Genomic DNA, 24,691 nt, shown 5'->3' on the forward strand with positions numbered 1-24,691 from the left:
TCCGTCTTTGTAGAGCCGAGCCATGCTCGGCTGCTCTACCAACGCGCCTCCAGTGTCCGGAACGGTTTCACCAGCCGCACACCCTCGGCATCGAAGTCGGAAACGCTACGTCCATCCACACGCACCGTCTTCGGCATGGTGCGCTCCGGCCACCAGACCTTCACCGCCGTCCCGCTGCGCAGCCCCTCACCAAGCGCCACCGTCAGCACCCCGTCGCGTTGCCGCGCCTGCATCTGCAACGTGCCATACGCTGTCGGCAGGCGTTCGACCGCCAACCCATCGCCAGCCACCCAAGACGGTGGCGTGCCCGGCAGCAGTGAGAGGGCATCATCGTCCTCGCGCATCAGCATGCCGAACAGCGTGCGGCCGTACTCGGCACCAATCCAGGTATGCGGCATGTCGCCCAGGTAACGCGGAAAACGCAGGCGTGAGTGCACGACCTCAGCCAGCACCTGCCACTCAAGCGGGCGCCGATCATGCAGCAGTCCCTGCAGCAGCTCATCGGCCACCTGCGGCTGGCCCAGGTGCACATAGCTCAGCACATTGCGGATCTCGTACGGTGTGTACGCGTACAGCGCACCGGGCTGGCTGCGCTTGCGGACGTCCTCCAGGTAGCGCGCGAAGGTGGTCCGCAGCGCCTCGGCGGGCAACACGCTCTGTGCGCCGGTCGGGTCCAGTGCGATCGAAACGCCGGTGGGATCGCCATCGCCCAGGTCGGCCGAGGAGGGAATGAAGTCGATGCCCTTCCACGCCATCGTCGCCCGGATCGAGGCATGCAGCGCGTCGTAAAGCAGTTTGTACTGTTCGCGTGCCCACGCTGCGGTCTCGTGGTCGCCCAGCGATTCGGCCAGCCACGCGCCGTCGTGCCAGCCCTTCAGGCCCCAATAGTCGTCCCAGTAGCTGTGGGTGGGAGACGGATAACCCTCATGGCTGATCGACGGCGCAAGAATGCCCGCGAAGCGCTCCGGCGCTGGCTGGTCGGCCTTGTAGCCGGGCGCCAGCGTGCGTTCGCGCAGTTCCTGCAGGAAGCGCAGCGCTGCCTTCACTTTCGGCAGATAGGCGCGTACCGATTCGGGTCCGCCATCGAGGCGCGCGACATCGGCCACCAGCGCCACGTACTGGCCCTGGCTGTCGTATTCGATGTCCGAACCAAAGCCGGTGTTGACGCTGCCATCGTCGTTGAGGATAGGCGAGACCAGGCCGTTGGCATGCACGCCGTGTTCGCTGTACCAGGCCAGGTAGTCGCGCGCGACCTTGGCTTCGCCCATGCGCAGCAGCACCGCCGAGGTGGCCATGCCGTCGCGGATGAAGGAACGGTTGTAGTTGCGCGGGCCGGGTTGCATCGCCGGGCCGGTCTGGTTGATCAGCATGTAGGCGGCCTGCGCGCGCAGCATGTCGACCAGTGAGGGATCGGGCAGGCGCAGGCCGACCCGGCCCAGCCGTGCCTGCCAGTCGGCGGAGGCCTGCGTGGCCAGTGAATCAAACGCCGCATTGGCATCGCGGGGCAGCGTGGTCAGATCCAGCGCAGGCGCTTGGGGCAACACGCCATTGGCATCGGCGGGGGCGGTGCCCAACGGGAACGCGACCACGACGGCATCACTGGTTCCCGGCGCCAACGAGACGCGGTAGTTCAACGCAGCCGAGGCAAGACCCTCGTCGTCGCGCGCCTGTTGCGTGGAGGGCAGCTGGCCGGCAGCGAGGGTCGCGGTGATTTCCGTTGCGCCATCCTTGCCGAACGGCGCCGCGCCGGACGCAGCCACCGGCGTGAGCGACTGCAGCAGCGTGCGTCCATTGATGCGCACCGCCTGCCCATCGATGGTCACATCGCGGATCGGTGACAGCCCGCCGTTCTGCCACGGCGGATTCATCTGCATCGGGCGCACGACCAGGCTGAGCGTGCCTTCGATCCTGGCGCTGCCCGTGTTGTGCAGGCGATGCCGCAAGAACGTTACCGGCTGGCCGTCGCGCTCGATGGCGAATACCTCGCTGCGCAGCTCCAGGCCGGGCTGCGGTGACCAGATGGCGGAGGGCATCGGCTTCCAGCCATCCCGCAACGCGTGCTGTATCGGCTGTCCTGCCGCGCCAGCGGCACGCCCGTCAGCGCCACGCCAGATCGGCTGCACCAGCGGCGCGCCCTTGAAGGCTTCCAGATTGCCGTATTCGTCGAAGATCGATTTCTGTCGTCCTGCGTGCACACCGACGGCGGTCCAGTAGGTCTGCTGCATCTGCAGCGATGCCGGGAACAACGCGCGCTGAGCGCCGCTGGCGGTGATCTGGTATCGCTTCATCGGCGTCATTACCGCCTTTGGCCCGAGCAGGCGCAGTCGCGCGACCTGCGGTGCGGGGCCGTCCACGCTCAGCCGGAACGCACGCAGGGGTTGTGCCGTGTCAGCAGCCAGCCAGCTTTGCCGATGATTGGCCGCCTGTGCATCGTGTGCGACGTCCTGCCAGCGGCCCTGTGCATCCTGCGCCTGCAGTCGTGCAGCGCCGCGCGCGCCATCGGCCCAGTCGACCACCAGGCCAGCCGAGGATTGAGCCTGCGGCAGCGTGATCTCGAGCGCATGGGATCCACCTTTTCCGGTCGGAACCGCAATGGTGCCGCCGCCTTGCCAGAGCGCGGCTGCCTGTGTTGCATCGACATCGGCGATGCGTGCGCTGAGTGTGCTGTCCAGCGGCTCCATCTCGAAGATCGACACACCCCAGTCGGAGGTGCGCTGCGGACTGGCCAGTCGTAGATAGCGCGCCTGCCGCGGCGCGAAGTACAGCGTTTCCACATCGCCCAGTGAATCGGCCATCGTGTACGCGGTCTGCCACTGCTTACCATCCATTGAGGTCTGCAGTGAATACCCTTCCGGGTTGGAGACATCCCAGGTGAGTCGTGCACCAGCCAGCCGGGTTGGCGTGCCCAGATCGATCTGGAACCAGTGGCCGGGGCTGAAGGCGCCGCCGGTGACGGTCTTCGGGTCGCCGTCGATCAGGTGGCTGATCGCCATCGCTGGCACCTGCTGCGAGGAACTGCTGGCCTGCCATTGGCTGCGCGGGGGAAGGGGCTGTGCCTGTGCGGCAGCGGCGAGGGCGGCCAACAGCAGGGTGGCGGCAGCTCGCCATGGAATGGCTGAGCGGGAGACCTTGTAGCGTTCGGCGCGCAATGTCATTACGTACAGCCTCGCAGGTTCGGCCGGTATCGGGCGAGCGCTACGCTAGCAAGGGATGTAATCGGTTACATGACGCACTGCAGCGTCGCAGGCCGCTTCTGTGGTTGACGCAGCCGAGCATGGCTCGGCTCTACATGGTTTCCGGCAGGTCAAGCGCACCGCACGTTACAACTCCACCGTCTCCCACCAGCGCGTACCCGCCTGCGGCGCCTGCATGTCCAGCGCTTCGCCCATCATCGGCGTAGCCACCGGCACGTTCTTTGCGGCCGCCAATGCGGTGATGCGCTCGAACGGCTGCTGCCATGCGTGCAGGGCCAGGTCGAAGGTGCCGTTGTGGATCGGCAGCAGCCACTTGCCGCGCAGGTCGAGGTGCGCCTGCAGCGTCTGTTCCGGCTGCATGTGCACGAACGCCCAGCGCGGATCATAGGCGCCGGTCTCGATCATGGTCAGGTCGAACGGGCCGTACTTCTCGCCGATGGCCTTGAAGCCGTCGAAGTAGCCGGTGTCGCCGCTGAAGAAGATGCGGAAGTCGTCGTCCTGGATCACCCACGACGCCCACAGGCTGCGGTCGCTGTCGCCCAGGCCGCGGCCGGAGAAGTGCTGGCCCGGGGTGGCGGTCAGGCGCAGGCCGCTGGCCTCGGTCGATTGCCACCAGTCCAGCTGTTCGACCTTGCTGGCGTCCACACCCCAGGCAATCAGCTGATCGCCGACGCCGAGCGGGGCGATGAAGCGCGCGGTCTTGCCGGCCAGCTGCATTACCGCGGCATGGTCGAGATGGTCATAGTGGTTGTGCGAGAGGATCACACCGGCTATCGGCGGCAGCGCGTCGATGCTGATCGGTGGCGCATGGAAGCGGGCCGGGCCCAACCACTGCACCGGCGAGGCGCGCTCGGAGAACACCGGATCGGTCAGCCAGTACTGGCCACGCAGCTTCAGCAGGATCGTGGAGTGCCCCAGCCGGAACAGGCTGCGGTCCGGTGCGGCGTCCAGCGTGGCGCGGTCCAGCGGCTGCACCGGAATGGGGTGGGCCGGGACGGTGCCCTTGGGCTTGTTGAACAGGAACGTCCACCAGATCTCCGCACCGTCGCGCAGGCCCATCGCCGGACGGGGCAGGGCATTGCGGAACTTGCCATCACGGTACTGCGGCGAATCGGGGAAGTCGGGGAGGGACCAGGACTTGCAGAAGGTGTAGGCGGTCACAGCGAGGATTCCAAGCAGGAGGACAAGGAGCAGGCGCTTCATGGGTGACGTCCGCTGGGTACACTGCACAGTGTAGTTTCGTCTTTTTCAAAAGTACACTGATGGGTGTAAAATGGTGGCGTCCGTTCAGTTATCCGGTTCCCGCCATGCCCCGTGCCCCGCAACGCCTGACCGACCGTAAACGCGATGCCATCGTGCGCGCGGCGGTGGAGGAGTTCCGTGCATCGGGCTACGAGGCGACCAGCATGGACCGCATTGCAGAGGCGGCGGGGGTCTCCAAGCGCACCGTCTACAACCATTTCCCGAGCAAGGAAGCGTTGTTTTCGATGATCCTGGAGGAGTTGTGGGAACGCAGCGTGGCCAGCGACGCACTGCCGTATCGCGCGGACCAGCCGTTGCAGGCGCAGCTGCTGCAGTTGCTGGGCCAGAAGCTGGAACTGCTCAGCGATGCCAACTTCATCGACCTGGCACGGGTGGCGATGGCCGAGGTCATCCACTCACCGGAGCGGGCGCAGGCCATCGTCTGCCGCATGGGCGAGAAGGAAAGTGGCGAGAGTGCCTGGATCCGCGCAGCAATTGCCGATGGCCGCCTGCGCGAGGTGGATCCGGACTTTGCCGGCCACCAGCTGCACGGGCTGGTGAAGAGCTTCGCGTTCTGGCCACAGGTGACGATGGGGCAGGCACCGTTGAGCGCACAGGAGCGTGCACGCGTTGCCGAATCAGCGGTGGCGATGTTCCTGGGTTTCTACGCGGTCTAGCCGGCAGCGAAGCGGCGGAACTCGTCGGCCGGCAGCGCCGCCGAGTACAGATAGCCCTGGCCGACATCCACACCCAGTGCGCGCAGTTGCTGTTCCTGCGCCAGGGTCTCGGTACCTTCGGCCACCACGATGGCACCGCAGCGGTGCGCGACTTCGACGATGAAGCGCACGATCGACTGCGACTTGGCGTCGGACAGTGTGGCGATCAGCGCCTGCTCGATCTTGACCTCGGCGATGGCCAGCTGCGAGAGCAGGATCAGGGTTGAATAGCCAGCGCCGAAATCATCCAGTGACAACGTGACCTCCGCCGCCAGCAGCTGTGCGATGTTGGCATCGACCACGTCGCGCTCGACGATCTCGGTCCATTCGACGATCTCCAGGCGCAGCATCACGCCGGGCACATCGTGCAGCTGCAGCAGTTCCTGCAGGCGCAGGCCGAAGCCGGGCAGGCGCAGTGACTCGGCCGAAACATTCACGGCGATTTTCAGCTGCGTGCCATCGCGTCGGCACTGCTGCAGGAAGTGGATGGCCGACTGCAGCGTGGCCCATTCCAGTTCAGCCAGCCGCCCCTGCCGGCGCAGCAGCGAGATCACCCGCATCGGCGCGATCAGCCGACCCTCGCCGTCGCGCATGCGCAGCAGTGCTTCGGCGCCGACCAGCTGGCGATCCTGCAGGCGATGCTTGGGCTGGTAGCACAGCGGGGCGTCGCCCTGCTGCAGCCAGCGATCAAGGGCGACTTCAATCAGGGCGTCGATCTCGCTGTCGCGCTGGATCGTGTCGTCGAAGAACACGACGCCGGATTCGATCGCACTCAGCGCCACGGTGATTGCCCGGAAGGGCAGGTGGCCATCGTCTGCCGCGCCCGGTGGCTTCAGTTCGACTACCGCGCAGCGGAACAGCGGCCGGAAGCCGGGCCAATCGCGGCCGACCTGATCGGCCAGGTTGCTGGCCAGCTCGGTGATCTGCGGTTGCGTGCGCAGTTCGGACAAGGTCAGGTCGCGCACCAGGATCGCCAGCGCGGCATCGCCGAACTGGTAGATCTCCAGCTGGCCGGCCGGCAGCGAGGGCAGCAGCCGATGCACCTCTTCGGTGCTGTCGCGCTGCCACAGGCCGTTGTCCTGCAGCGGACCGTAGCGCAGGCGCAGGTCGCGCAGGTTGCCCATCTCGGCCACGATCAGGCAGGCCTTGCCGATACCGTCGTTGTCGCGCCAGTAATGCTGCAGGCGTTCGCCGAGCGCACGCATGTTGGGCAGGCCACTGATCGGATCGATGCGCAGCCAGGCGTGTTCGCGCTGACGCTGTGCATCGATCTGCGCATCGTTGTAAACCAGTGCGAACACCGCGCCCAGCATCAGCAGCGATAATGGCAGTGCCAGCAGGCGCTGGATGCCAACTCCTCCACGGGTAGCTGATTGGCGCCGATGATTGCGACGCCCAGTGCCAGGCCCAACGCAGTGACGACGATACGCACGCCCCAGGCCTGCAGGATCATGCGCGGCGAGAGTTCATTGAGCATGCGTGGGTGCAGGCGCCTGCGCAGCCAGACGCCGGCCAGCATCTGCAGCGTGGCCTCGAGGCCGGCAGGCAGGAAGTACTGGGTGCCGGCGAACTGGTAGCGGGCCAGCAGGCTGGCGCCCAGGCACACCAGGCCACCGCGCCAGCCGCCGAGCAGGCCGCTGACCAGCAGAATGTCGAAGCCGAGGTGCAGCTTGACCACGCCCTGGGTGTAACGGGCCACGAACCAGGAATTGAACAGGTAGATCAGGCCCAGTGCCACGCCCACATACAGGCGGCGGCCTTCAATGGCATGGCCGGCACGGCGGGTGGCGATCAGCAGCACCCCGATCATGCCGATCACTGCGGTGGCCTGCAGCAGGTACAGCGGCAGGCTGGGCAGGGAACCGTCCAGGACCTGGGCCGAGACCCGTGACAGCGCATCCATAGCATTCCCGCCTGTGACCGACGGCCGGTGAGGAGCAGGGTAAACCACGACCGCGCGCGCGGCCACTGATGGTGCCCTGCGGCGGCCGGCAAGGTCAGTAGCGTGGGTCGGCGATGGCTGGCAGTACCAGTTCACGTACGAAGCCGGACGGCGACAGCTGCAGCAGCGCACGCACCATGGTCACCACATCGTGTACCGGGACAAGTTCGCCATCCCCGCGTGCTGCGGCCTCTGCCACCGGCACCGACAGTGCATCGTCGGTGTTGAGGTAGCCCAGCTGCAGGCTGGTCACCGCCAGGCGGCGATCGCGGAAACCCTCGCGCAGTGCATCGGCGATGCCGTTGAGCGCGAACTTGGATGCGCCGAACGCCACTTCCGGGCGGCCGCTGCGTGGCAGCGCCGAGGTCGAGCCGGTCAGCACCAGCTGCGGGCGTGGTGCGCCCAGTACCCGCGGCAGCAGGCGCTGCAGCAGCACCAGGGTCGCGGTGATGTTGACGTCGACCAGTTGGGTGAGCGCGGCATCGCTCTCGTCGAGGAAGGCGTACTCGTCGCTGAAGGCGGTCTCTTCCCAGATGCCCAGGTTGTGGATCAGCACATCCAGATCGGCCGGTGCCTGCGCTGCGATGTGATTGGCAGCCAGGGTGGGTTGGGACAGATCGGCCTCGATCCACTGCAGGGTGACACCCTCGGGGCATTCAAAGTCGCGCGGACGGCTGCGCGAAACGCCGATGACGGTGTCGCCCGCACTGCACAGGCCTTCCACGAATGCCCGACCGAGGCCCCTGCTGGCGCCGATGACCATCAATTTCATGTTGCTTCCTTCCATTGCGCGCTCTGCTGGGCGGTGTGCTTCGGGATCGGCGAGAATCCGTAGGGTCCCCAGCAACAGGAGCATCCCGACATGGGAGCACCCGATCCCTTCACTGATGGCCTGCCGCTGCCGCGGGCGTGGCAGGAAGCGTTGGGCGATGCGCGCATCGAGCGGCAGTCGATCGGCGTGTCGCCTGCGGATGTTGCTCGTGTGCAGCAGCCAGGCCAGCCCGATGCCTTCGTGAAGTCGGAAGTGATCGACGCCTTCAGTGAGCTGGGCGATGAGATCATGCGCCTGCGCTGGCTGCAGGCACAGGGACTGCCGGCGCCAACGGTGATTGCCACCGCCGAAGAAGCGGGCCGGCGCTGGTTGCTGATGAGCGCGCTGCCCGGCCGCGACCTGGCCTCGTCGCCGGAACTTGCGCCGCAGCAGTTGGTGGAACTGCTGGCTGACGCGCTGCGCAGGCTGCATGTGTTGCCGGTGGCAGCCTGTCCGTTCGACCAGCGATTGGCCTCGCGCTTGCAGGCCGCCGCCGCCCGCGTCGAGGCGGGTCTGGTCGACGCCGATGACTTCGATGACGAGCGCCTGGGGCAGAGCGCACAGCAGGTGTTCGCCGAACTGTGCAGCACCCGGCCCGACCATGAAGATCTGGTGGTCAGCCATGGCGATGCGTGCCTGCCGAACCTGATGGCGGTCGAGGGGCGTTTCAGTGGTTTCATCGACTGTGGGCGGCTGGGCGTGGCCGACCGCTACCAGGACCTGGCGCTGGCCGCGCGCAGCCTGGTCCACAACTTCGGCGACACGCGTTGGGTGGCGCCGTTGTTCCAGCGCTATGGCGCGGTGGCCGACGAGCGTCGGCTGGCGTTCTACCGGTTGCTCGACGAGTTCTTTTGAGCCCGCGCATGGCTGGCGATGGCCGCGCAGATCAGGCCACCGACCACGCTCAAGTGTTCCAGCGCGAAGAACAGGGCCAGCTGCTGTTCCGCGCCGTGCTTGGTCCAGAAGGTATGCACGACGGCGATGGTCAGCAGCATGAACACTGCCAGCGCGCCGCTGCCCAGCCAGAGCAGGCGATCAAGCAGCAGGCACAGTACGCCGCCCAGCAGCACCACCGCGCTGGCGAGGTTGAACAGCACAGGCGGTTGCAGCCCGGCGGCCTGCATTTCGGCCACGCTGTTGTCCCACGCCTGCAGCTTGGCCAGGCCCGAGGACAGGAACACCACGGCCAGCAGCAGCCGGGCGAGGAACCACAGCACGCGGCTGTCGAGCAGGGTGGTGATCATCCGTGGCATGCAGGAACTCCGGGTTGGGCATGGAACAGGTCGCGCAGCATCGGGCCTCAACCGCAGTTGAGGTCAAGCCCGGCTGAACGGAGCCCGATGGTGGCCAGGTCGACATCTACAAAATGGACGAACGTTCGTTCATGCTTGTGGCATGAGCCGAATCGACCGCAATGAGCAGCGCGTGACCCTGATCCTGCACGCGGCCCTGCGGTGCTTCCTCGCCAAGGGATTCCACCAGACCAGCATGCGTGCCATCGCGCAGGCGGCCGGCGTCAGCCTGGGCAATCTCTACAACCACTTCCCCGGCAAGGAAGCGATCATCCTTGCAGTGGCCGTGGCCGAAAGCGAGGAACTGGCGCCGTTGCTGCAGCGGCTGGCCGCGGCCGACGGTGATCGCACGCAGGTGCTGGCGTTCCTGCAGGACTTCCACGCGCTGTGCTGCCAGCCGGAATGGGCGACGCTCGCCGTCGAAGTGCTGGCCGAGAGCGCACGCAATCGGGCCGTGGCCGAGGCATTTGCGGCCAATCGCAGGCAATTGCAGGCTGTGCTGGCCGAAGCCCTGCAGCAGGTGGCACAGCGTGAGCGCCGGCGTCCCGTACTGGCCCCGGCACTGCAGGCGCAGGTGCTGCTGGATGCCATCGAAAGCGATGCGCTGCGCCGGGGGCTGGGCGAAGCCGGTGGCACCGATGAGGCTCCGCTGGACCCTGGCCTGCTCGCGCTGCTGCTCGGTGCACGCGCATGAGCGCGGTTGAGCGGCGATTGCACGGCGTTGATCTGGCGCGTTACCTGGCCTTGGCCGGCATGGTGCTGGTCAACGTCCGCCTGGCGATGGCCGTGCCGGCAGAGGGTGCGAGTTGGTTGGCAGGGTTCTTCCATCTGCTGGAAGGCAAAGCCTCGGCGACGTTCGTCACTCTGGCCGGTCTTGGCCTGGTGCTGGCCACGCAGCGGCAGGGGTGGTGGCCGGCCAGCGTGCAGACCTGGAGGCGCGCGCTGTTCCTGATGGTGCTGGGCCTGCTCAACCTGACTCTGTTCCCGGCCGATATCCTGCACTACTACGCGGTGTATTTCGCGTTGGCGGTGGTGTGGCTGCGTGCGTCGCCGCGGGTGTTGCTGGCCAGCATCGTGGGCCTGGCGGCGTGTTCGTTCTGGGCGTTGCTGCACTGGGACTACAGCCAGGGATGGAACTGGCAGACGCTGGAATACGCCGACCTGTGGCAATGGCCGGGCGCGGCCCGCAACCTGTTGTTCAACGGCTTCCATCCGCTGCTGCCGTGGCTGTGCTTCTTCCTGCTGGGGATGCTGCTGGCACGCCTTCAGCTGTCGCAACCGCGGGTGCAGCGAGCATTGCTGGTGCTGGGGCTGCTGCTGATCGCGGCCGGCCATGGCGTTCAGCAGCTTGCGCAGGGAACGCCCTGGCAGGTGTGGCTGGGAACGCAACCGATGCCGCCGGGACCAGCCTACGTACTCACGGGTGCGGGCGCAGCGTGCAGTGTCATTGCCGCCTGCCTGTGGCTGACGCGTGTGCAACCCGGGGACTGGCTGGAGCCGTTCACCGCGGCCGGGCGCATGACCCTGACCCTGTACGTGGGCCACATCCTGCTGGGCATGGGCACGCTGGAAAGCCTGGGCCTGCTCGATGGCAGCGCGTCGCTCGCATCGGTGCTGCTGTGGGCGATGCTGTTCCTGATGCTGGCCACGGGCGCGGCCTGGCTGTGGTCGTGGCAGTTCGCACGCGGCCCGCTGGAGATGGTGATGCGACGCATCGCAGGCTAGTTCTCTGGTCGCGGCGAGCTGATGTTGTGACGGACATGTCTGTGTCGCGGCGAATGCATCTGCGATAGTGGCAGCAGGCAATACTTTCCGCTTGCATCCATGTCATTCGCTTCGGCGCAGCATCTCGGCGAAGTCCTGCAACAATCCTATGGCATCACTGCCACCGCCGTGGTGCCACGCCCGGTGGGTGCCGACGCCAATGCCAGCGTGTATCGCGTCGATGCGCGGCACGGGCAGTGGTGGTTGAAATGCCGCACCTACCAGGTCGCCCCAGCGGTGTGGGACAGCCTGCATTGGCTGCGCGGCACGCTGGGTATCGATGAGATCGTTGCGCCGTGGCCAGCATTGACCGGCGGCGCATCGGTACAGCGGTGGGGGCTGCAGTTCACCCTGTTCCCTTATGTGGAAGGGCAGTCCGGATTCGAGGCGGCGTTGAGCCGCACGCAGTGGAAGCGGTTGGGCGAGGTACTGCGGCGCCTGCACGGCGCGCAACTGCCAGCGCAACTGCAGCAGGCGCTGCCGATCGTACGGCTGGAAACCGCAGCGCTGGAGACGGTCGGTCAATGGCTGGCCGGCGAAGGCCTGGCGGCCGCGAAGGACGGGCTGGGCCGCGCATTTGTTTCGGTATGGGACCAGCAGCATGCGCGCATCGCGGCGCTGCATGCGCAGGCACGGGAGCTGCTCGTGGCATTGCAGGACGTACCGGTAGATCTGCATCTGTGTCACACCGACCTGCATGCCGGCAACCTGCTGATGGGCAATGACGGGGGCCTGCACCTGATCGATTGGGACGGCCTTTCGCTGGCCCCGCGCGAGCGCGACCTGATGTTCATTGGTGCGGCGGTTGGTGGGCGCTGGGGGCGCGAGAATCCGCTGGGCTTCGAGGAGGGCTACGGCAGCGACCGCGGCGATCCGCGCTGGATCGCCTGGTACCGGCATTGGCGCATCCTGCAGGACCTGATCGAGTTCCAGCAGGTGCTGTTGGGCAGCGATGGCGAGGAGCGTTCGCCGCAGTTGCGCCGGCAGTCGTTGCACTATCTGGGCGAGCAGTTCGCGCCGGGCAATGTGTTCGATGCGGCGGAGCGGGTGTATCGCGCGCTGTAGATCCACGCCATGCGTGGATGAACCCTGCGCGCTCAGTCAACGGTGGAGGCGCGAAGAGCAGCCGAGCGTAGGCTCGGCTCTACCGAGGAGTGCAGCGTCATCCACGTGTGGCGTGGATCTACTCGGCGGGCTTGGCCGCTGCCGAGGCCGCTGCACTTGCGGCACGCCGCGACAGCACGGCTTCGCGGTGGGCGATGTAGGCGTTGGCGGCGAGGATGATGCCGGCACCGATGATCGTCCAGCGGTCCACCGTTTCGTTGAACAGCAGCCAGCCGAACAGCGTTACCAGTGGCAGCTGCAGGAAGCTGATCGGGGTCAGGGCGGAGACTTCGCCCAGCCGTAGCGCGCGGGTCCACAACAGCTGGCCGACGGTGCCCAGCACGCCGGTGGCCAGCAGCCACAGCCACGCCATGCCGGAGGGCCAGACCCAGACGAACAGTGCCGGGACCAGCGACAGCGGCACCCAGAACACGTAGGTGTAGAGCACCACGGTGTCAGCACTGTCGACACGGGTCAGCTGCTTGATCTGGATCGCCACCAATGAGCTGAGCACGGCGGCTGCCACCGCTACCAGGCTGCCCGCCGTGAAGCCGGCGGTACCGGGGCGCACGATCACCAGCACACCGATGAATCCAACCACCACCGCAGCCCAGCGGCGTACACGCACGGTCTCGCCCAGCCACAGCACGGCGGCGATGGTGACGAACAACGGCGTGGAGTACGAGAGGGAAACCGCCTGCGCCAGTGGCAGATGGCCCAGTGCCCAGAATGCGCACAGCATCGAACCCAGGCCAATCGCACTGCGCACGAAATAACGCGGCAGCTGCTGCGTTTTCAGTGGTGCATGGCCGGGGCGCAGCAGCATCGGCAGCAACGCGAGCAGGCCAAAGGCATTGCGAAAGAACGCCACTTCCTGGGTTGGTACGTACCGGGTGGCGTAGCGGATGGCGACGGCCATCAGGCCGAATGCCATCGTGCTGCCGAGCATCAGCAGCGCCGCCCGCATCGGGGAGGCGCTGGGGGAGAGGGCGGGGGTGTTCACCACTGTGCGCCGAGCAGGCGGGGCTCCGGTTCGATCGGCACGCCGAACTTTTCCAGCACCGAGGCCGAGATGCGTCGCGCCAGCGCCAGCAGCTCAGCACCGGTGGCGTTGCCGTAATTGACCAGCACCAGCGCGTGGCTCGGCGCAACGCCGGCATCGCCTTCGCGGAAGCCCTTCCAGCCGCAGGACTCGATCATCCAGGCCGCAGAGACCTTGCGCTTGTCGTCCTGTTCGGCCGGGAACACCGGCAGCTCGGGGAAGTGCTGCAGCAGTACGTCCACCTGTTCCAGTGGCAGTACCGGGTTCTTGAAGAAGCTGCCGGCGTTGCCCAGCACATCCGGGTCGGGCAGCTTGCGGCGGCGGATCGCGATCACCGCATTGGCCACGTCCACGGCACTGGGCAGCTCCACGCCCTGTGCCTGCAGTTCCTCACGGATGCCGGCGTAGTCCATGCGCAGGTCGTGCAGCAGCGGCAGCCTGAGCTCGATGGCGGTGATCAGGTAGCGATCGGGTTGCTGCTTGAACACGCTGTCGCGGTAGGCGAAGCCACACTGTTCGTTGTCCAGCCGCACCCAGGCCTGCTCTTGGCAGTCCCAGGCTTCAACGGCCTGGATGAACTCGCCGACCTGCGCGCCATAGGCACCGATGTTCTGGATCGGCGCGGCACCGGCCGTGCCGGGAATCAACGCCAGGTTCTCCAGGCCGGACAGGCCTTCCTGCAGCGACCACATCACCAGGCCATGCCAGGACACGCCAGCGCCGGCGCGGATCACCGCATGGTCGGCGCGGTGCTCCAGGAAGCTGATGTCCCGGTTGCCGAACACCAGCACGGTGCCAGGCAGGTCTTCGGCGATCAGTACGTTGCTGCCGCTGCCCAGCACCAGCAGCGGGCCGCTGGCCACCTCGGGCAGCGCGAGCACGTCCGGCAGCAGTGCGGCATCGTGCAGTTCCAGCAGCTGCGCGGCGCTGGCCTGCACGTGGAAGGTGTTCAGCGCCTGCAGCGGCGCATTGCGGGTGAGCGTCCAGCGCAGCGGGGCGTTGCCGTCGACGGTATCCATGGGCGCGCTCACAGTGGGGCCACCGCGCCGCGGCTCGGCGCTTCGCGGCGGCGACGGATCGCCTCCACGCATTCAGAGACCAACGCCGGGCCACGGAAGATCAAGCCGCTGTAGCACTGCACCAGCGCCGCGCCGGCGGCCATCTTGGCCACCGCATCGGCACCGGACAGGATGCCGCCGACGCCGACCAGCGGGACCGATTCGGGCAGGCGCGAACGCAGGCGGCGCAGTACCAGCGTGGATTGCTCCAGCACCGGCGCGCCGGACAGGCCGCCGGCTTCGTTGGCCAGCGGATCGCCGGCCACCTTGCTGTGGTCGATGGTGGTATTGGTGGCGATCACGCCGTCCACCTGCAGTTCGCCCAGTACGCGGGCGGCGGCATCGATGTCGCGCTCGCTCAGGTCCGGCGCCACCTTCACCAGCATCGGGACGCGGCGGCCATGCTGCGCGGCCAGTGCTTCCTGGCGGTCGCGCAACTGGCTGACCAGCTGGCGCAGCGCGGTTTCCTCCTGCAGTTCACGCAGGCCGGCAGTGTTGGGCGAGGAGATGTTGACGGTGATGTAGTCGGCCAGCGGATAGACCTTGTCCAGGCAGGCGATGTAATCGTCCACCGCCTGTTCGTTGGGCGTGTCCTTGTTCTTGCCGATGTTGATGCCGAGCAGGCCGCGGCGGTTGCGCGCGCGCTCGACATTGCGCACCAGCGCGTCCACGCCCGCATTGTTGAAGCCCATGCGGTTGATGATCGCGTTGTGCGCCGGCAGCCGGAACAGGCGCGGCAGCGGATTGCCGGCCTGCGGGCGCGGGGTGATGGTGCCGATCTCGACGAAGCCGAAACCCAGCGCGAACAGTGCGTCGATGTGCTCGCCGTTCTTGTCCAGTCCGGCAGCCAGGCCGACCGGATTGGGGAAGGTCAGCCCGAACACCGTGCTGGGCATCGGCGCGATGCGTGCGGCCAGCAGCGGCGTGGTGCCGGTGCGGTAGGCCAGGTCCAGTGCGGACAGGCCGAGGCCGTGGGCGCGCTCGGCGTCGAGCGAGAACAGGAAGGGGCGGGCAAGCGAATACATGCGTCGGTTCAGTCCAGCGTGCCGAGGAAGGCTCGGGTTCGATATTCAAAAGCAACCTGGCCGTCGACCGCGTGGGCGGCGAACAGGTCCTGCAGCGCGTCGATCATCGGCGCGTGGCGCGGGTGACCGGGTTGGGGAGCATAGGAGGAGGACAGCAGTCGCCCGCGCAGGGCGTCGAAATCCAGATGCTGCACGTTCGGCAGCTGCACCATGCCGCGCAGCCCGGCGCCGAACCAGGCCTGCATGGTGGCGTCGTCCTGGTAGCGCTCGGCCACCGCGGTGTAGTCGGTGCCGTAGTCCAGCAACAGCTGTTCGTAGCCGATCAGGAACGGGCTGGCGTCGAGCAGGCGCGAGTTCCAGTAGATCAGTGCCAGGCCACCCGGGCGCAGGATGCGCTGCCACTCGGCGCGCACCGCCACGGTGTCGAACCAGTGGAAGGCCTGCGCGACGCTGACCAGATCGATGCTGGCCGCGTCAAGCGCGGTGGCCTCGGCGCGCCCGTCGACCGCGCGGAACTGCGGATACTGCGGTGCCAGCCACTGTTCGGCCGCGCCCCGCATGGCCGCATTGGGCTCCACCGCGATCACGGGGTGACCGCTGGCCAGGAACAGGCGGCTGGAAATGCCGGTACCGGCGCCGATGTCGGCGACCATCGCCTCGCGGCTGGCGCCCATCGGGCCGTGCAGCCAGTCCAGCAGTGCGGGCGGGTAACCGGGCCGGTAGCGGACGTAGTCGGCAACGCGGCTGCTGAAGCGTTCAGTGCTGTCGGAGGCAGTCATGGCGTCACTTCGACACTGCCGCCAGCCATGCCAGGCCGCCGAAGAACAGGATGAAGACCAGGATGGCGGCAAGCACGGCGCCGACCATGACCCAGCCCAGCACAAGGCCGGTAACGGCCATGCCATCGCCTTCCAGTTCAAGCGGGCGGCGCCGGATTTCGGCGCGGGCCATGTGGCCGGTGATGATGGCCACGATGCTGGCCACGAAGGGCAGGACGGTCCAGCTGGCGATGCCCATGACCAGGCTGACCACGGCCAGGGCGCTTGTCTGTCGGGGTGCCACGCTCATCGGGGTCCTCCTTGGCAGTGTGCACATGATAGTGCCTCTGCCCGGGCAATCCCATGCCCGGCGGATGTGATGGCAGGCGTCGACCTTGGTCGACGAACGGCATTTCAGCCAGGTAGACGTCGACCTTGGTCGACGAAAGCCATGCCAACCAAGGTTGGCACCTACCGGCGTGCCGGCATCAGCCCATCAACACTTGGCCGCCATCCACGTTGAGCACATGACCGGTGATCCAGCGCGCCAGCGGCGAGCACAGGAACAGGGCGGCGTCGGCGATCTCACGCGGGTGGCCGAAGCGGCCGAACGGGATCTTCGCCAAGGTGCCGTGGTACAGGGCGGGGTCTTCGGTGCGGCGGCGGTCCCACAGGCCGTCATCGAACTCGATCGAGCCCGGTGCGATGGCATTGACCCGGATCCGGTCCTTGGCCAGCGCCAGCGCCTGTGACGTGGTGTAGTGCGAAAGCGCGGCCTTGGCGGCAGCGTAGGGCGCGCCACCGGGACGCGGCTGCTGGGCGGCGATCGAGGACAGGTTGAGGATGCAGGCGTCGCTGGAGGCACGCAGCCATGGCAGTGCCAGGCGCGAGGCACGCACGGCCGCCATCAGGTCGATCTGCAGGCTGGCGGCCCAGCCGTGCTCGTCGTCGACCATGCCGTAGCCCGTGGCATTGTTGACCAGTACATCGATACCGCCGAGGGCATCGGCGGCGGCCTGCAGCCAGGCCTGGATCTGGCCGGGATCGGCCAGATCGGTAGAGAACGCGTGCAGTTCGAAGCCCTGCGCCCGTGCATCGGCACGCAGGGCATCCAGGCCTGCCTGGCCGCGGGCGCAGGCCGAGACCTGCGCACCGGCACCGGCAAAGGCCAGTGCCATTTCACGGCCAATACCCTTGCTGCCGCCGGCGATCAGCACGCGGCGGCCGGTGAAATCAATCACCGGCTTGCCACCCTGTAGAGCCGAGCCATGCTCGGCTGCATTTCCTGCGGTGTTCATGGCGCATCCTGCCGGGCATGGCCCGGCACTACAGATTGCGTTACAGGTCGAACTTGATGCCCTGGGCCAGCGGCAGCGAGTCCGAATAGTTGATGGTGTTGGTCTGGCGGCGCATGTAGACCTTCCACGCATCCGAACCGGACTCGCGGCCACCGCCGGTGTCCTTCTCGCCACCGAAGGCACCGCCGATCTCCGCACCGGACGTGCCGATGTTGATGTTGGCGATGCCGCAGTCGCTGCCGGCCGCCGACAGGAACTTCTCGGCGGTCTTCAGGTTCTGGGTGAAGATCGAGGACGACAGGCCCTGCGGCACGCCGTTCTGCATCTCGATGGCTTCGTCGAGGGTGTCGTACGGCATCACGTACAGGATCGGCGCGAAGGTCTCGTGCTGGACCACGGCGTCGCTGTTCTTCAAACCGGAGACGATGGCGGGCAGTACGAAGTTACCCGGTCGGTCGATGCGGGTGCCGCCGGTTTCGATGGTGCCGCCGGCGGCCTTGGCCTGGGCGATGGCATCGAGGAACTGCTGTACGGCGCCTTCGCTGTTCAGCGGGCCCATCAGGTTGGCGGCATCGGTCGGGTCGCCGATCTTGCCTTCCACCTGCTTGTAAGCCTTGACCAGGGTGGCCAGTACGTCGGCGTAGATCGAGCGGTGCACGATCAGGCGGCGAGTGGTGGTGCAGCGCTGGCCGGCGGTGCCGACCGCACCGAACACGATGCCCGGCACGGCCAGCTTCAGGTCGGCGGTTTCGTCCAGGATGATGGCGTTGTTGCCGCCCAGCTCCAGCAGGCAGCGGCCCAGGCGGCGCGCGACCTTTTCGTTGACGGTGCGGCCGACCTGGGTCGAGCCGGTGAAGCTGATCAGCGGCACGCGACGGTCATCGACCATCTTCTCCGACAGCGCGGTGCCGGCATCGTTGATCAGGAAGAAGATATCCGGGAAGCCGGCTTCGCGCAGGGCCTCGTTGCAGATCTTCAGCGAGGCGATGGCGGTCAGCGGCGTTTTGTTGGACGGCTTCCAGATGCACACGTCGCCACAGATGGCCGCCAGGAACGAGTTCCAGCTCCAGACCGCCACCGGGAAGTTGAAGGCCGAGATGATGCCGACCAGGCCCAGCGGGTGGTACTGCTCGTACATGCGGTGGCCGGGGCGCTCGGAATGCATGGTGTAGCCGTACAGCATGCGGCTCTGGCCCACGGCGAAATCGGCGATGTCGATCATCTCCTGCACTTCGCCGTCGCCTTCCGGCTTGCTCTTGCCCATTTCCAGGGCGACCAGCGAACCCAGCGCATCCTTGTGCCTGCGCAGCGCTTCGCCGCACAGGCGCACGGCCTCACCGCGGCGCGGGGCAGGCGTGGTGCGCCAGACCTTGAAGGCTTCCTGGGCGCGGGCGACGACGGTCTCGTACTCGGCCTCGGTGGTCGCGCGGACCTGTGCGATCGGCTCGCCGGTGGTCGGGTTGACCGGGGTGATCAGCTCACCACTGGTCGCGCTCGACCACTCCCCGTTGCCCAGGTACGTGCCAGCGTTGATCGCGTCCAGGCCAAGGGACTTGAGCAGCTCGGAAGACATGCAGACTCCTGTGTTTCGTTACGTTGTTTGGCGCCATCGCGGGCAGGTGGGGAACGCGATGAACAGAACCGCCGATGGTAGCAGAGGGTGGTGGTTGGGCTTTGGTGCGGTGCGGGGTGGGGCCACGCCGAGACGCCATCCCAGTGAGGGATGCCTGTTCAGGCAGGCAGGGCTTCGTCCGGGCTGCGCGCGGTGCCAGGAATGGCCGGCTGTGGCGACCATGCGGGCGGGTTGCGATGCCACTGCCACGCGCTCTCGATGATCGGTGCCAGCTCGGTCCATCTGGGGTGCCACCCCAGCAATTGGCGAGCGCGGGTGGAGGAGGCGACCAGACTGGCTGGATCGCCCGGCCGGCGTTCTGCCAACTCAAATGGAATGCTGCGCCCGCTCACCTCTGCGGCAGCGGCAATGACTTCGCGGACAGAGAAGCCTTGGCCATTGCCGAGATTGAATGCATGCGCGCCGGGCGTGTGGTCCATGTACTCAAGCGCCAGCGCGTGGGCCTGGGCCAGGTCCTGCACATGTACATAGTCGCGCACGCAGGTGCCATCGGGCGTGGCGTAGTCATCGCCGAACACCTTCATGGCGTTGCCGATGCCCAATGCGGCACGCAGGACATTGGGGATCAGGTGGGTTTCGCAGGCATGGGCCTCGCCAATGCCGTGGTCGGGAAGTGCGCCCGCGGCATTGAAGTAGCGCAGGCAGGTCGAACGCAGGCCGTAGGCCGTGGCTGCGTCAGCGAGGATCCGCTCTGCCATCAGCTTGCTGGCACCGTAAGGGTTGATGGGCGCCGTGGGGTGGTCCTCGTCGATCACATCCGACTGTGGATTACCGAATACCGCAGCGGTGGAGGAGAACACGATGCGATCAATGTCGTGGCGGCGCATGGCCTCCAGCAGGTTCAACGTGCCGGTGACGTTGTTGGCGTAGTAGGTATAAGGAGCGGAAACCGATACGCCCACCAGCGAACGTGCGGCGAAGTGCATCACGGCGTCAAAGTGACGGCCTTGGAGGGCGCGCTCGAGTGTTTCGGGGGCCAGCAGATCGGCTTCCAGCAGTTCACCCCAGCGGACGGCATCGCGGTGACCGGTGGACAGGTTGTCGAGTACGGTTACCGAGTGGCCGGCTTCGGCCAAGTACTGGGCCATGTGGCTGCCGATGTAGCCGGCGCCGCCGCAGATGAGGATGTCCGACACGCATCGTCCTTGTTGCGAAAACTGCACGAAAGTCTACCAGTGCTGAGGGATCCCTGATGCTCAGGGATCGTCGACAAGCCTGACGTTGGACTCAAAATGATTTCTTTTGATGCAGTGTGATACAATTAAAATTCGTAATAATTCTAGTTACTTAGGTGATTCTCTCGAGGCTGGGTAGGGATTCTCCCGACTTGAGGTTCCTATCTTTTGGTCTGGACTTCATTCACAATTCCTCCACATTTAATTGACGTTGTCCGGACAATGCCGTGCTGGCTGGGGAGCCCATGCACGTGACGCCGAATCCTTCGGAGTCGTGTCGAGCGGATACTGGAGAAGTGCTTTGCTACATGGATCAGTAGAAGACCTTCCCGCGGAGCGCGCCCGCTCTGGCCGCCGTCGTGTCGAGGCTAGAGCAGCCCTCGAGCTGGGGTTGCGCCTGGGTGATCTGTTGCTACTTCCAGGAATGGCAGTGCTTTCTCACATCCTGCTCTATGGCGCAGGCGCACCGGACTCGTCCCAGCGAATCGTGTTCGGGGCGGTGATCCTTAGCGCCATCGTCTGCTTTTCGGTAGCGCCGGTCTATCGCAGCTGGCGGATGCGAGGGCTTCTCGCTGATCTCTGGCTGCTGCTGTTGGCGTGGTCTGCCACTTTTGCGCTGTTCTCGCTCTACGTCGTGCTGGTCGGGCTTGCCGATGTGGTGCCTTCGACGTGGCTGATTGGCTGGTATGCCTTTGGCCTGGGATCGATGGTGGCGCTGCGTGTGCTGCTGAGGGTGCAGTTGCATCGGCTGCGCTCGCGTGGGATGGACCGCGAGCGGGTCCTGCTGGTCGGACTTCGCGCCCCGGCCCTGAAACTGCACCGCCTGCTGCGTGGCAAGCCGGAGCTGGGCAAGGAAGTCATTGGCTACTTCGCCGGTGCAGGGGATATCGCCACCCGCCGTGGCGGTGATGCGCCGCGCCGACTGGGCTTGCTGGCTGAGGTCCCGCAGTACATGGATCAGCATCGGGGTGAGTTCGATCAAGTCTGGGTGTCGATGCCGATGGGGGATGCCGCCGCGGTCAGGGACATGCTCAAGCAGATCGAGCGATTTCCGGTGCCTGTGCGTCTGATCCCTGATACCACGGGCCTGGGGGCGCTCAACCCCGGTCTGCACCAAGTGGGTGATGTGCCGATGATCGGTGTGCGGCAGGGCTTGGCAGACCACCGGTTTCGCCTGTTCAAGCGGATCGAGGACATCCTCGTGGCTGGTGTCGCGGTGGTCCTGCTGGCGCCGTTGTTTGTCGTGCTCGCCATTGGCGTGAAGCTGAGTTCGCCCGGGCCAGTGCTGTTCCGCCAGAAGCGTCACGGGCTGGGTGGCAAGGAGTTCTGGATGCTCAAGTTCCGCTCCATGCGCGTGCATGCAGAGGGAGAGGGGCAGATTACCCAGGCTAGGCGCGGTGATCCGCGAGTCACCCGGTTCGGCGCCTTCCTGCGCCGCAGCAGCCTGGACGAACTGCCGCAGTTCTTCAACGTGCTGGGTGGAAACATGTCGGTGGTCGGGCCGCGCCCGCACGCGATCCAGCACAACAACCACTACGAGCGCGTGATCGAGCGCTACATGCATCGTCACTACGTCAAGCCTGGGATTACCGGCTGGGCGCAGGTGCACGGCCTGCGTGGCGAGACGCCGGAGCTGCGCTCGATGAAGAAACGCGTGCAGTACGACATCGATTACATCCGGCGCTGGAGCCCGACGCTTGACGTGCGGATCATTGTGTTGACTGCGCTGAAGGTGCTGGGGCAGAAATCGGCGTACTAGGCCGCCGACTTCCAGAACTGCGACGTAATTCCATGAATCTGTTGGCGATTTCATCGCCTGTAGTGCGCTTGTGAGGTATGCTGTGCGGCTGCCGCCGGCCCTGGGTGTTCTGGTCGCGTGCGCTGCAAGGAATGCCACAGGATCCAGGTCAGTGTTCAAGAACGTTCTTTTTGTATGTGTCGGCAACATCTGCCGCAGTCCGTCCGCAGAAGTGATGCTGCGGCAGGCGGTCGAGGGCAGGGGCATCCAGGTGTCCTCCGCGGGTCTCGGTGCGCTGGTTGGGCATGGCATTGATGCCACGGCGCAGGAGCTGCTGGTTGAGCAGGGCATGGATGGCCTGGCTCATCGCGCGCGCCAGATTGATGACGCCATCCTGGGAGCCGCTGATCTGGTGCTGACCATGGAGCGCAAGCACGTGCGCCGCATCGCCGAGATCGCGCCGCAGGCGTCCGGAAAAACCTTCCTGCTGGGCAAATGGCAGCAGGATCGGGAGATTCCCGATCCTTACCGCCAGCAACGCCCGGCATTCGAGCATGTTTACAAGTTGATGGCCGAGGGCGTGGAGAGCTGGGCGCGGCACCTCTGAAGTCCGCTGCGAAGTCCTGTCCTGCAACTCTTTTCCCGCATTGAAGATCCCTAATCCATGACCACCGAAGCCCGTACCTCCGCACCTGAAGACAGCGACGAGATCGATCTGCGCCAGCTGCTCGGAACCTTGATCGACTACAAGTGGTGGATCGTCGGCATTACCGGGCTCTTCTTCGTGGTTGCGGTGGCCTACGCGTTGCTGGCCACGCCGATCTATCGTGCGGACGCAATCGTCCAGGTTGAATCGAAGGTGCCTTCGTTGCCAGGTCTGTCGGATATCAGCCAGTCGCTGGGCATGGGCACCGGATCTGCAGAAGCAACCACCGAGATCGCATTGATCACCTCACGTGCAGTGGTGGGCAGCGCGGTCGACGCGCTGAAGCTGGATATCACCATCGAGCCCAATCGCTTCCCGCTGCTGGGCGGCTATGTCGCACGCAAGGCAGAGCGTGCCGATCCGGACGCTCTGGCTGATGTGCGCTTTGGCATGAGCCGTTTCGGCTGGGGCGGCGAGAAGCTGGAGGTCTTCCAGTTGGACGTGCCGCGCACGCTGCTGGCGCGACCGATGACCTTGGTCGTCGGCGAGAACAGCAGCTATGAGCTGTTTGACGAGGATGATAATCTTCTGCTGAAGGGGCAGGTCGGCAAGGTCGCATCGGGGAAGGGGGTGACCGCGCAGGTTGCCGAGTTGCGAGCGCATCCGGGCATGCGCTTCGAAGTGTCCCGCCAGCGCCATCTGACGGTCATCAACGATCTGCAGAAGGACATTGCCGTGAGTGAGTCCGGCAAGGACTCTGGCATCCTCACCCTGGCCTATGAGAGTGCCGACCCGGTTCTGGCGCAGAACTTCCTGCAGCAGGTGGCGCAGGCCTACGTCCGTCAGAACGTCGAGCGCAATTCGGCCGAAGCCTCTGCGCAGCTGACATTTGTCAAAGAGCAGCTGCCCAACGTCCGCAACCAGGTGGATGCGGCGCAGAAGGCGCTGAGTGCCTACCAGACGCGTGCCAACTCCGTGGATCTGACCCTGCAGACCAAGGGTCTGCTGGATCAGGAAGTGGCCGTGGAAACCAGCATCCAGCAGCTTCGCCTGCAGCAGGCGGAGATGGACCGCAAGTTCACCCGCGACCACCCGGCCTACCAGGCGTTGATGCGCCAGATCGGCGAGCTTGAGGGCCGTAAGAGCAACTTCCAGGGGCAGGTCAAGCAGCTTCCAGAAGCGCAGCAGGAGTTGCTGCGCCTGACCCGCGACCTGCAGGTCAGCAATGAGATGTATACCGGCATGCTGAATCAGGCGCAGCAGCTGGACGTGGCCCGTGCTGGCACCGTCGGCAATGTGCGCATCGTCGATGCTGCTGAAGTCGATGCCACTACGCCGGTCAAGCCGCGCAAGGCTGTCGTCGTGTTGATCGGCACCGTGTTGGGCGCATTCCTGTCGGTGGCGCTGGTACTGCTGAAGCAGCTGCTCAATCGCGGCGTGGAAGACCCCTCGCAGATCGAAGAGCTGGGTCTCCCGGTATATGCGTCGATTCCGGTGAGTCCGCAGCAGCAGACCGATTCGGTCCGCGGTAAGTTCCGCGCCGACGGCAAGTTGCACTTGCTGGCGGTGAAAGACCCGGCCGACCTGGCCATCGAAGCAGTGCGCAGCCTACGTACCAGCCTGCACTTCGCGCGTCTGGAAGCCAAGAACAACATTGTGCTGATCTCTGGCGCGAGCCCCAACGCCGGCAAGACATTCGTGTCCTCCAACCTCGCGGCGGTGATCGCGCAGGCCGGGCAGCGCGTGCTGATCATCGACGCCGACATGCGCAAGGGAACCCTGCACAAGGCGCTGGGTGCAGCGCAGACCCCGGGCCTGTCTGACCTTTTGGTGGGCAAGGTTGATCGTTCTCAGGTGGTGCGAAGCCTTCCGGGCTTGGACAATCTGAGCTTCATCGCGCGTGGCGACGTTCCGCCGAATCCGTCGGAACTGCTGATGCACGCCAACTTCACCGCGTTGCTGGAAGAGCTGGCACCGCAGTACGACCTGGTCATTGTGGATACGCCGCCGATCCTGGCCGTTACCGATGCTGCGATCATTGCCCATCACGCCGGTACCTGCCTGATGGTGGCGCGCTTTGGCCTCAACCAGGCGAAGGAGCTGGCGCTCGCCAAGCGCCGCTTTGAACAGAACAACGTGCGTATCAAGGGTGCGATCTTCAACGCGGTACAGCGTCGCGCTACGGGCTATTACAGCTACGGGTACTACGAGTACAAGTCGACCGCATCCTGAGGCCGGGAACGCGGGTTGGCA

20 protein-coding genes and 1 pseudogene are annotated in these 24,691 nt (G+C 66.0%); 8 read left to right on the plus strand and 13 right to left on the minus strand.

Translation table 11 applies throughout. From position 1 onward, the window contains the following. Positions 1-35: 35 nt before the first annotated feature. Both G370_RS0115110 and G370_RS0115115 read right to left on the minus strand, forming a co-directional pair. Entirely contained in the window at positions 36-3,155 is a 3,120-nt protein-coding gene (locus G370_RS0115110; RefSeq protein WP_019661350.1) for a discoidin domain-containing protein, read from the minus strand. Between the two features lie 165 nt (positions 3,156-3,320). Then, positions 3,321-4,397: an MBL fold metallo-hydrolase gene (locus tag G370_RS0115115; RefSeq protein WP_019661351.1), complete on the minus strand. Its 1,077-nt coding sequence runs from the start codon at positions 4,395-4,397 to the stop codon at positions 3,321-3,323. A gap of 104 nt (positions 4,398-4,501) precedes the next feature. Between G370_RS0115115 and G370_RS0115120 the strand changes: the two genes are divergently transcribed. After that, the gene (locus tag G370_RS0115120) at positions 4,502-5,113 is read left to right on the plus strand and encodes a TetR/AcrR family transcriptional regulator (protein ID WP_019661352.1); all 612 of its coding nucleotides are present in this window, start codon (positions 4,502-4,504) and stop codon (positions 5,111-5,113) included. On the opposite strand, the pseudogene G370_RS01000000120870 reads toward G370_RS0115120, so the two are convergent. Further along, positions 5,110-7,055, minus strand: a pseudogene (locus G370_RS01000000120870) (EAL domain-containing protein). The gene G370_RS0115120 and the pseudogene G370_RS01000000120870 sit on opposite strands and share 4 nt — an antisense overlap. Positions 7,056-7,149: 94 nt before the next feature. Continuing rightward, on the minus strand, positions 7,150-7,866 hold the full coding sequence (locus G370_RS0115130) for an SDR family NAD(P)-dependent oxidoreductase (protein ID WP_019661353.1): 717 nt from the start codon (positions 7,864-7,866) through the stop codon (positions 7,150-7,152). A 90-nt stretch (positions 7,867-7,956) separates the two neighbouring features. Between G370_RS0115130 and G370_RS0115135 the strand changes: the two genes are divergently transcribed. After that, a complete protein-coding gene (locus tag G370_RS0115135; protein WP_019661354.1) occupies positions 7,957-8,760 on the plus strand; it encodes an APH(3')-II family aminoglycoside O-phosphotransferase in 804 nt (267 codons plus the stop codon). On the opposite strand, the gene G370_RS0115140 is transcribed toward G370_RS0115135, so the two are convergent. Continuing rightward, positions 8,733-9,158, minus strand: coding sequence for a DoxX family protein (locus G370_RS0115140; RefSeq protein WP_026347176.1), 426 nt, complete (start codon positions 9,156-9,158; stop codon positions 8,733-8,735). The two genes, G370_RS0115135 and G370_RS0115140, sit on opposite strands and share 28 nt — an antisense overlap. A 142-nt stretch (positions 9,159-9,300) precedes the next feature. Here G370_RS0115140 and G370_RS0115145 point away from each other — a divergent pair, with 142 nt between their 5' ends. From G370_RS0115145 to G370_RS0115155, 3 genes are all read left to right on the plus strand, one after another. Continuing rightward, positions 9,301-9,891, plus strand: coding sequence for a TetR/AcrR family transcriptional regulator (locus tag G370_RS0115145; RefSeq protein ID WP_019661356.1), 591 nt, complete (start codon positions 9,301-9,303; stop codon positions 9,889-9,891). After that, a complete protein-coding gene (locus tag G370_RS0115150) occupies positions 9,888-10,922 on the plus strand; it encodes a DUF418 domain-containing protein (protein ID WP_019661357.1) in 1,035 nt (344 codons plus the stop codon). Before G370_RS0115145 ends, G370_RS0115150 begins: the two co-directional genes overlap by 4 nt. A 99-nt stretch (positions 10,923-11,021) precedes the next feature. Continuing rightward, positions 11,022-12,026, plus strand: coding sequence for an aminoglycoside phosphotransferase family protein (locus G370_RS0115155; protein WP_019661358.1), 1,005 nt, complete (start codon positions 11,022-11,024; stop codon positions 12,024-12,026). Positions 12,027-12,144: 118 nt separating this feature from the next. Here the strand turns inward: G370_RS0115155 and G370_RS0115160 are convergent, their stop codons facing one another. The 8 genes from G370_RS0115160 to galE all read right to left on the minus strand — a co-directional run bounded on the left by G370_RS0115160 (position 12,145) and on the right by galE (position 20,015). Further along, positions 12,145-13,032, minus strand: a complete 888-nt coding sequence (locus G370_RS0115160) for a DMT family transporter (RefSeq protein WP_019661359.1) — start codon at positions 13,030-13,032, stop codon at positions 12,145-12,147. Positions 13,033-13,064: 32 nt separating this feature from the next. Further along, entirely contained in the window at positions 13,065-14,126 is a 1,062-nt protein-coding gene (gene murB / locus G370_RS0115165) for a UDP-N-acetylmuramate dehydrogenase (RefSeq protein ID WP_026347177.1), read from the minus strand. Between the two features lie 8 nt (positions 14,127-14,134). Next, the gene (locus G370_RS0115170) at positions 14,135-15,190 is read right to left on the minus strand and encodes a quinone-dependent dihydroorotate dehydrogenase (protein ID WP_019661361.1); all 1,056 of its coding nucleotides are present in this window, start codon (positions 15,188-15,190) and stop codon (positions 14,135-14,137) included. 8 nt (positions 15,191-15,198) lie between these two features. Further along, positions 15,199-15,969, minus strand: coding sequence for a class I SAM-dependent methyltransferase (locus tag G370_RS0115175; RefSeq protein WP_019661362.1), 771 nt, complete (start codon positions 15,967-15,969; stop codon positions 15,199-15,201). 4 nt (positions 15,970-15,973) lie between these two features. Beyond that, on the minus strand, positions 15,974-16,258 hold the full coding sequence (locus G370_RS0115180; RefSeq protein ID WP_019661363.1) for a DUF4190 domain-containing protein: 285 nt from the start codon (positions 16,256-16,258) through the stop codon (positions 15,974-15,976). Between the two features lie 178 nt (positions 16,259-16,436). Next, entirely contained in the window at positions 16,437-17,246 is an 810-nt protein-coding gene (locus G370_RS0115185; protein ID WP_019661364.1) for an SDR family NAD(P)-dependent oxidoreductase, read from the minus strand. 40 nt (positions 17,247-17,286) lie between these two features. Next, positions 17,287-18,819: an L-piperidine-6-carboxylate dehydrogenase gene (gene amaB / locus G370_RS0115190; protein ID WP_019661365.1), complete on the minus strand. Its 1,533-nt coding sequence runs from the start codon at positions 18,817-18,819 to the stop codon at positions 17,287-17,289. A gap of 158 nt (positions 18,820-18,977) precedes the next feature. Further along, a complete protein-coding gene (gene galE / locus G370_RS0115195; RefSeq protein WP_019661366.1) occupies positions 18,978-20,015 on the minus strand; it encodes a UDP-glucose 4-epimerase GalE in 1,038 nt (345 codons plus the stop codon). Between the two features lie 313 nt (positions 20,016-20,328). Between galE and G370_RS0115200 the strand changes: the two genes are divergently transcribed. The 3 genes from G370_RS0115200 to G370_RS0115210 all read left to right on the plus strand — a co-directional run bounded on the left by G370_RS0115200 (position 20,329) and on the right by G370_RS0115210 (position 24,670). Beyond that, positions 20,329-21,813 (plus strand): undecaprenyl-phosphate glucose phosphotransferase, encoded by a 1,485-nt coding sequence (locus tag G370_RS0115200; protein ID WP_281162053.1) that lies wholly within the window; start codon positions 20,329-20,331, stop codon positions 21,811-21,813. A 151-nt stretch (positions 21,814-21,964) separates the two neighbouring features. Continuing rightward, entirely contained in the window at positions 21,965-22,399 is a 435-nt protein-coding gene (locus G370_RS0115205) for a low molecular weight protein-tyrosine-phosphatase (protein ID WP_026347179.1), read from the plus strand. A gap of 57 nt (positions 22,400-22,456) precedes the next feature. Continuing rightward, positions 22,457-24,670 (plus strand): polysaccharide biosynthesis tyrosine autokinase, encoded by a 2,214-nt coding sequence (locus tag G370_RS0115210; RefSeq protein WP_019661369.1) that lies wholly within the window; start codon positions 22,457-22,459, stop codon positions 24,668-24,670. Positions 24,671-24,691 lie beyond the last annotated feature (21 nt).

The sequence above is a fragment of the Stenotrophomonas hibiscicola ATCC 19867 genome, assembly GCF_000382065.1.
GTDB lineage: Bacteria > Pseudomonadota > Gammaproteobacteria > Xanthomonadales > Xanthomonadaceae > Stenotrophomonas > Stenotrophomonas hibiscicola.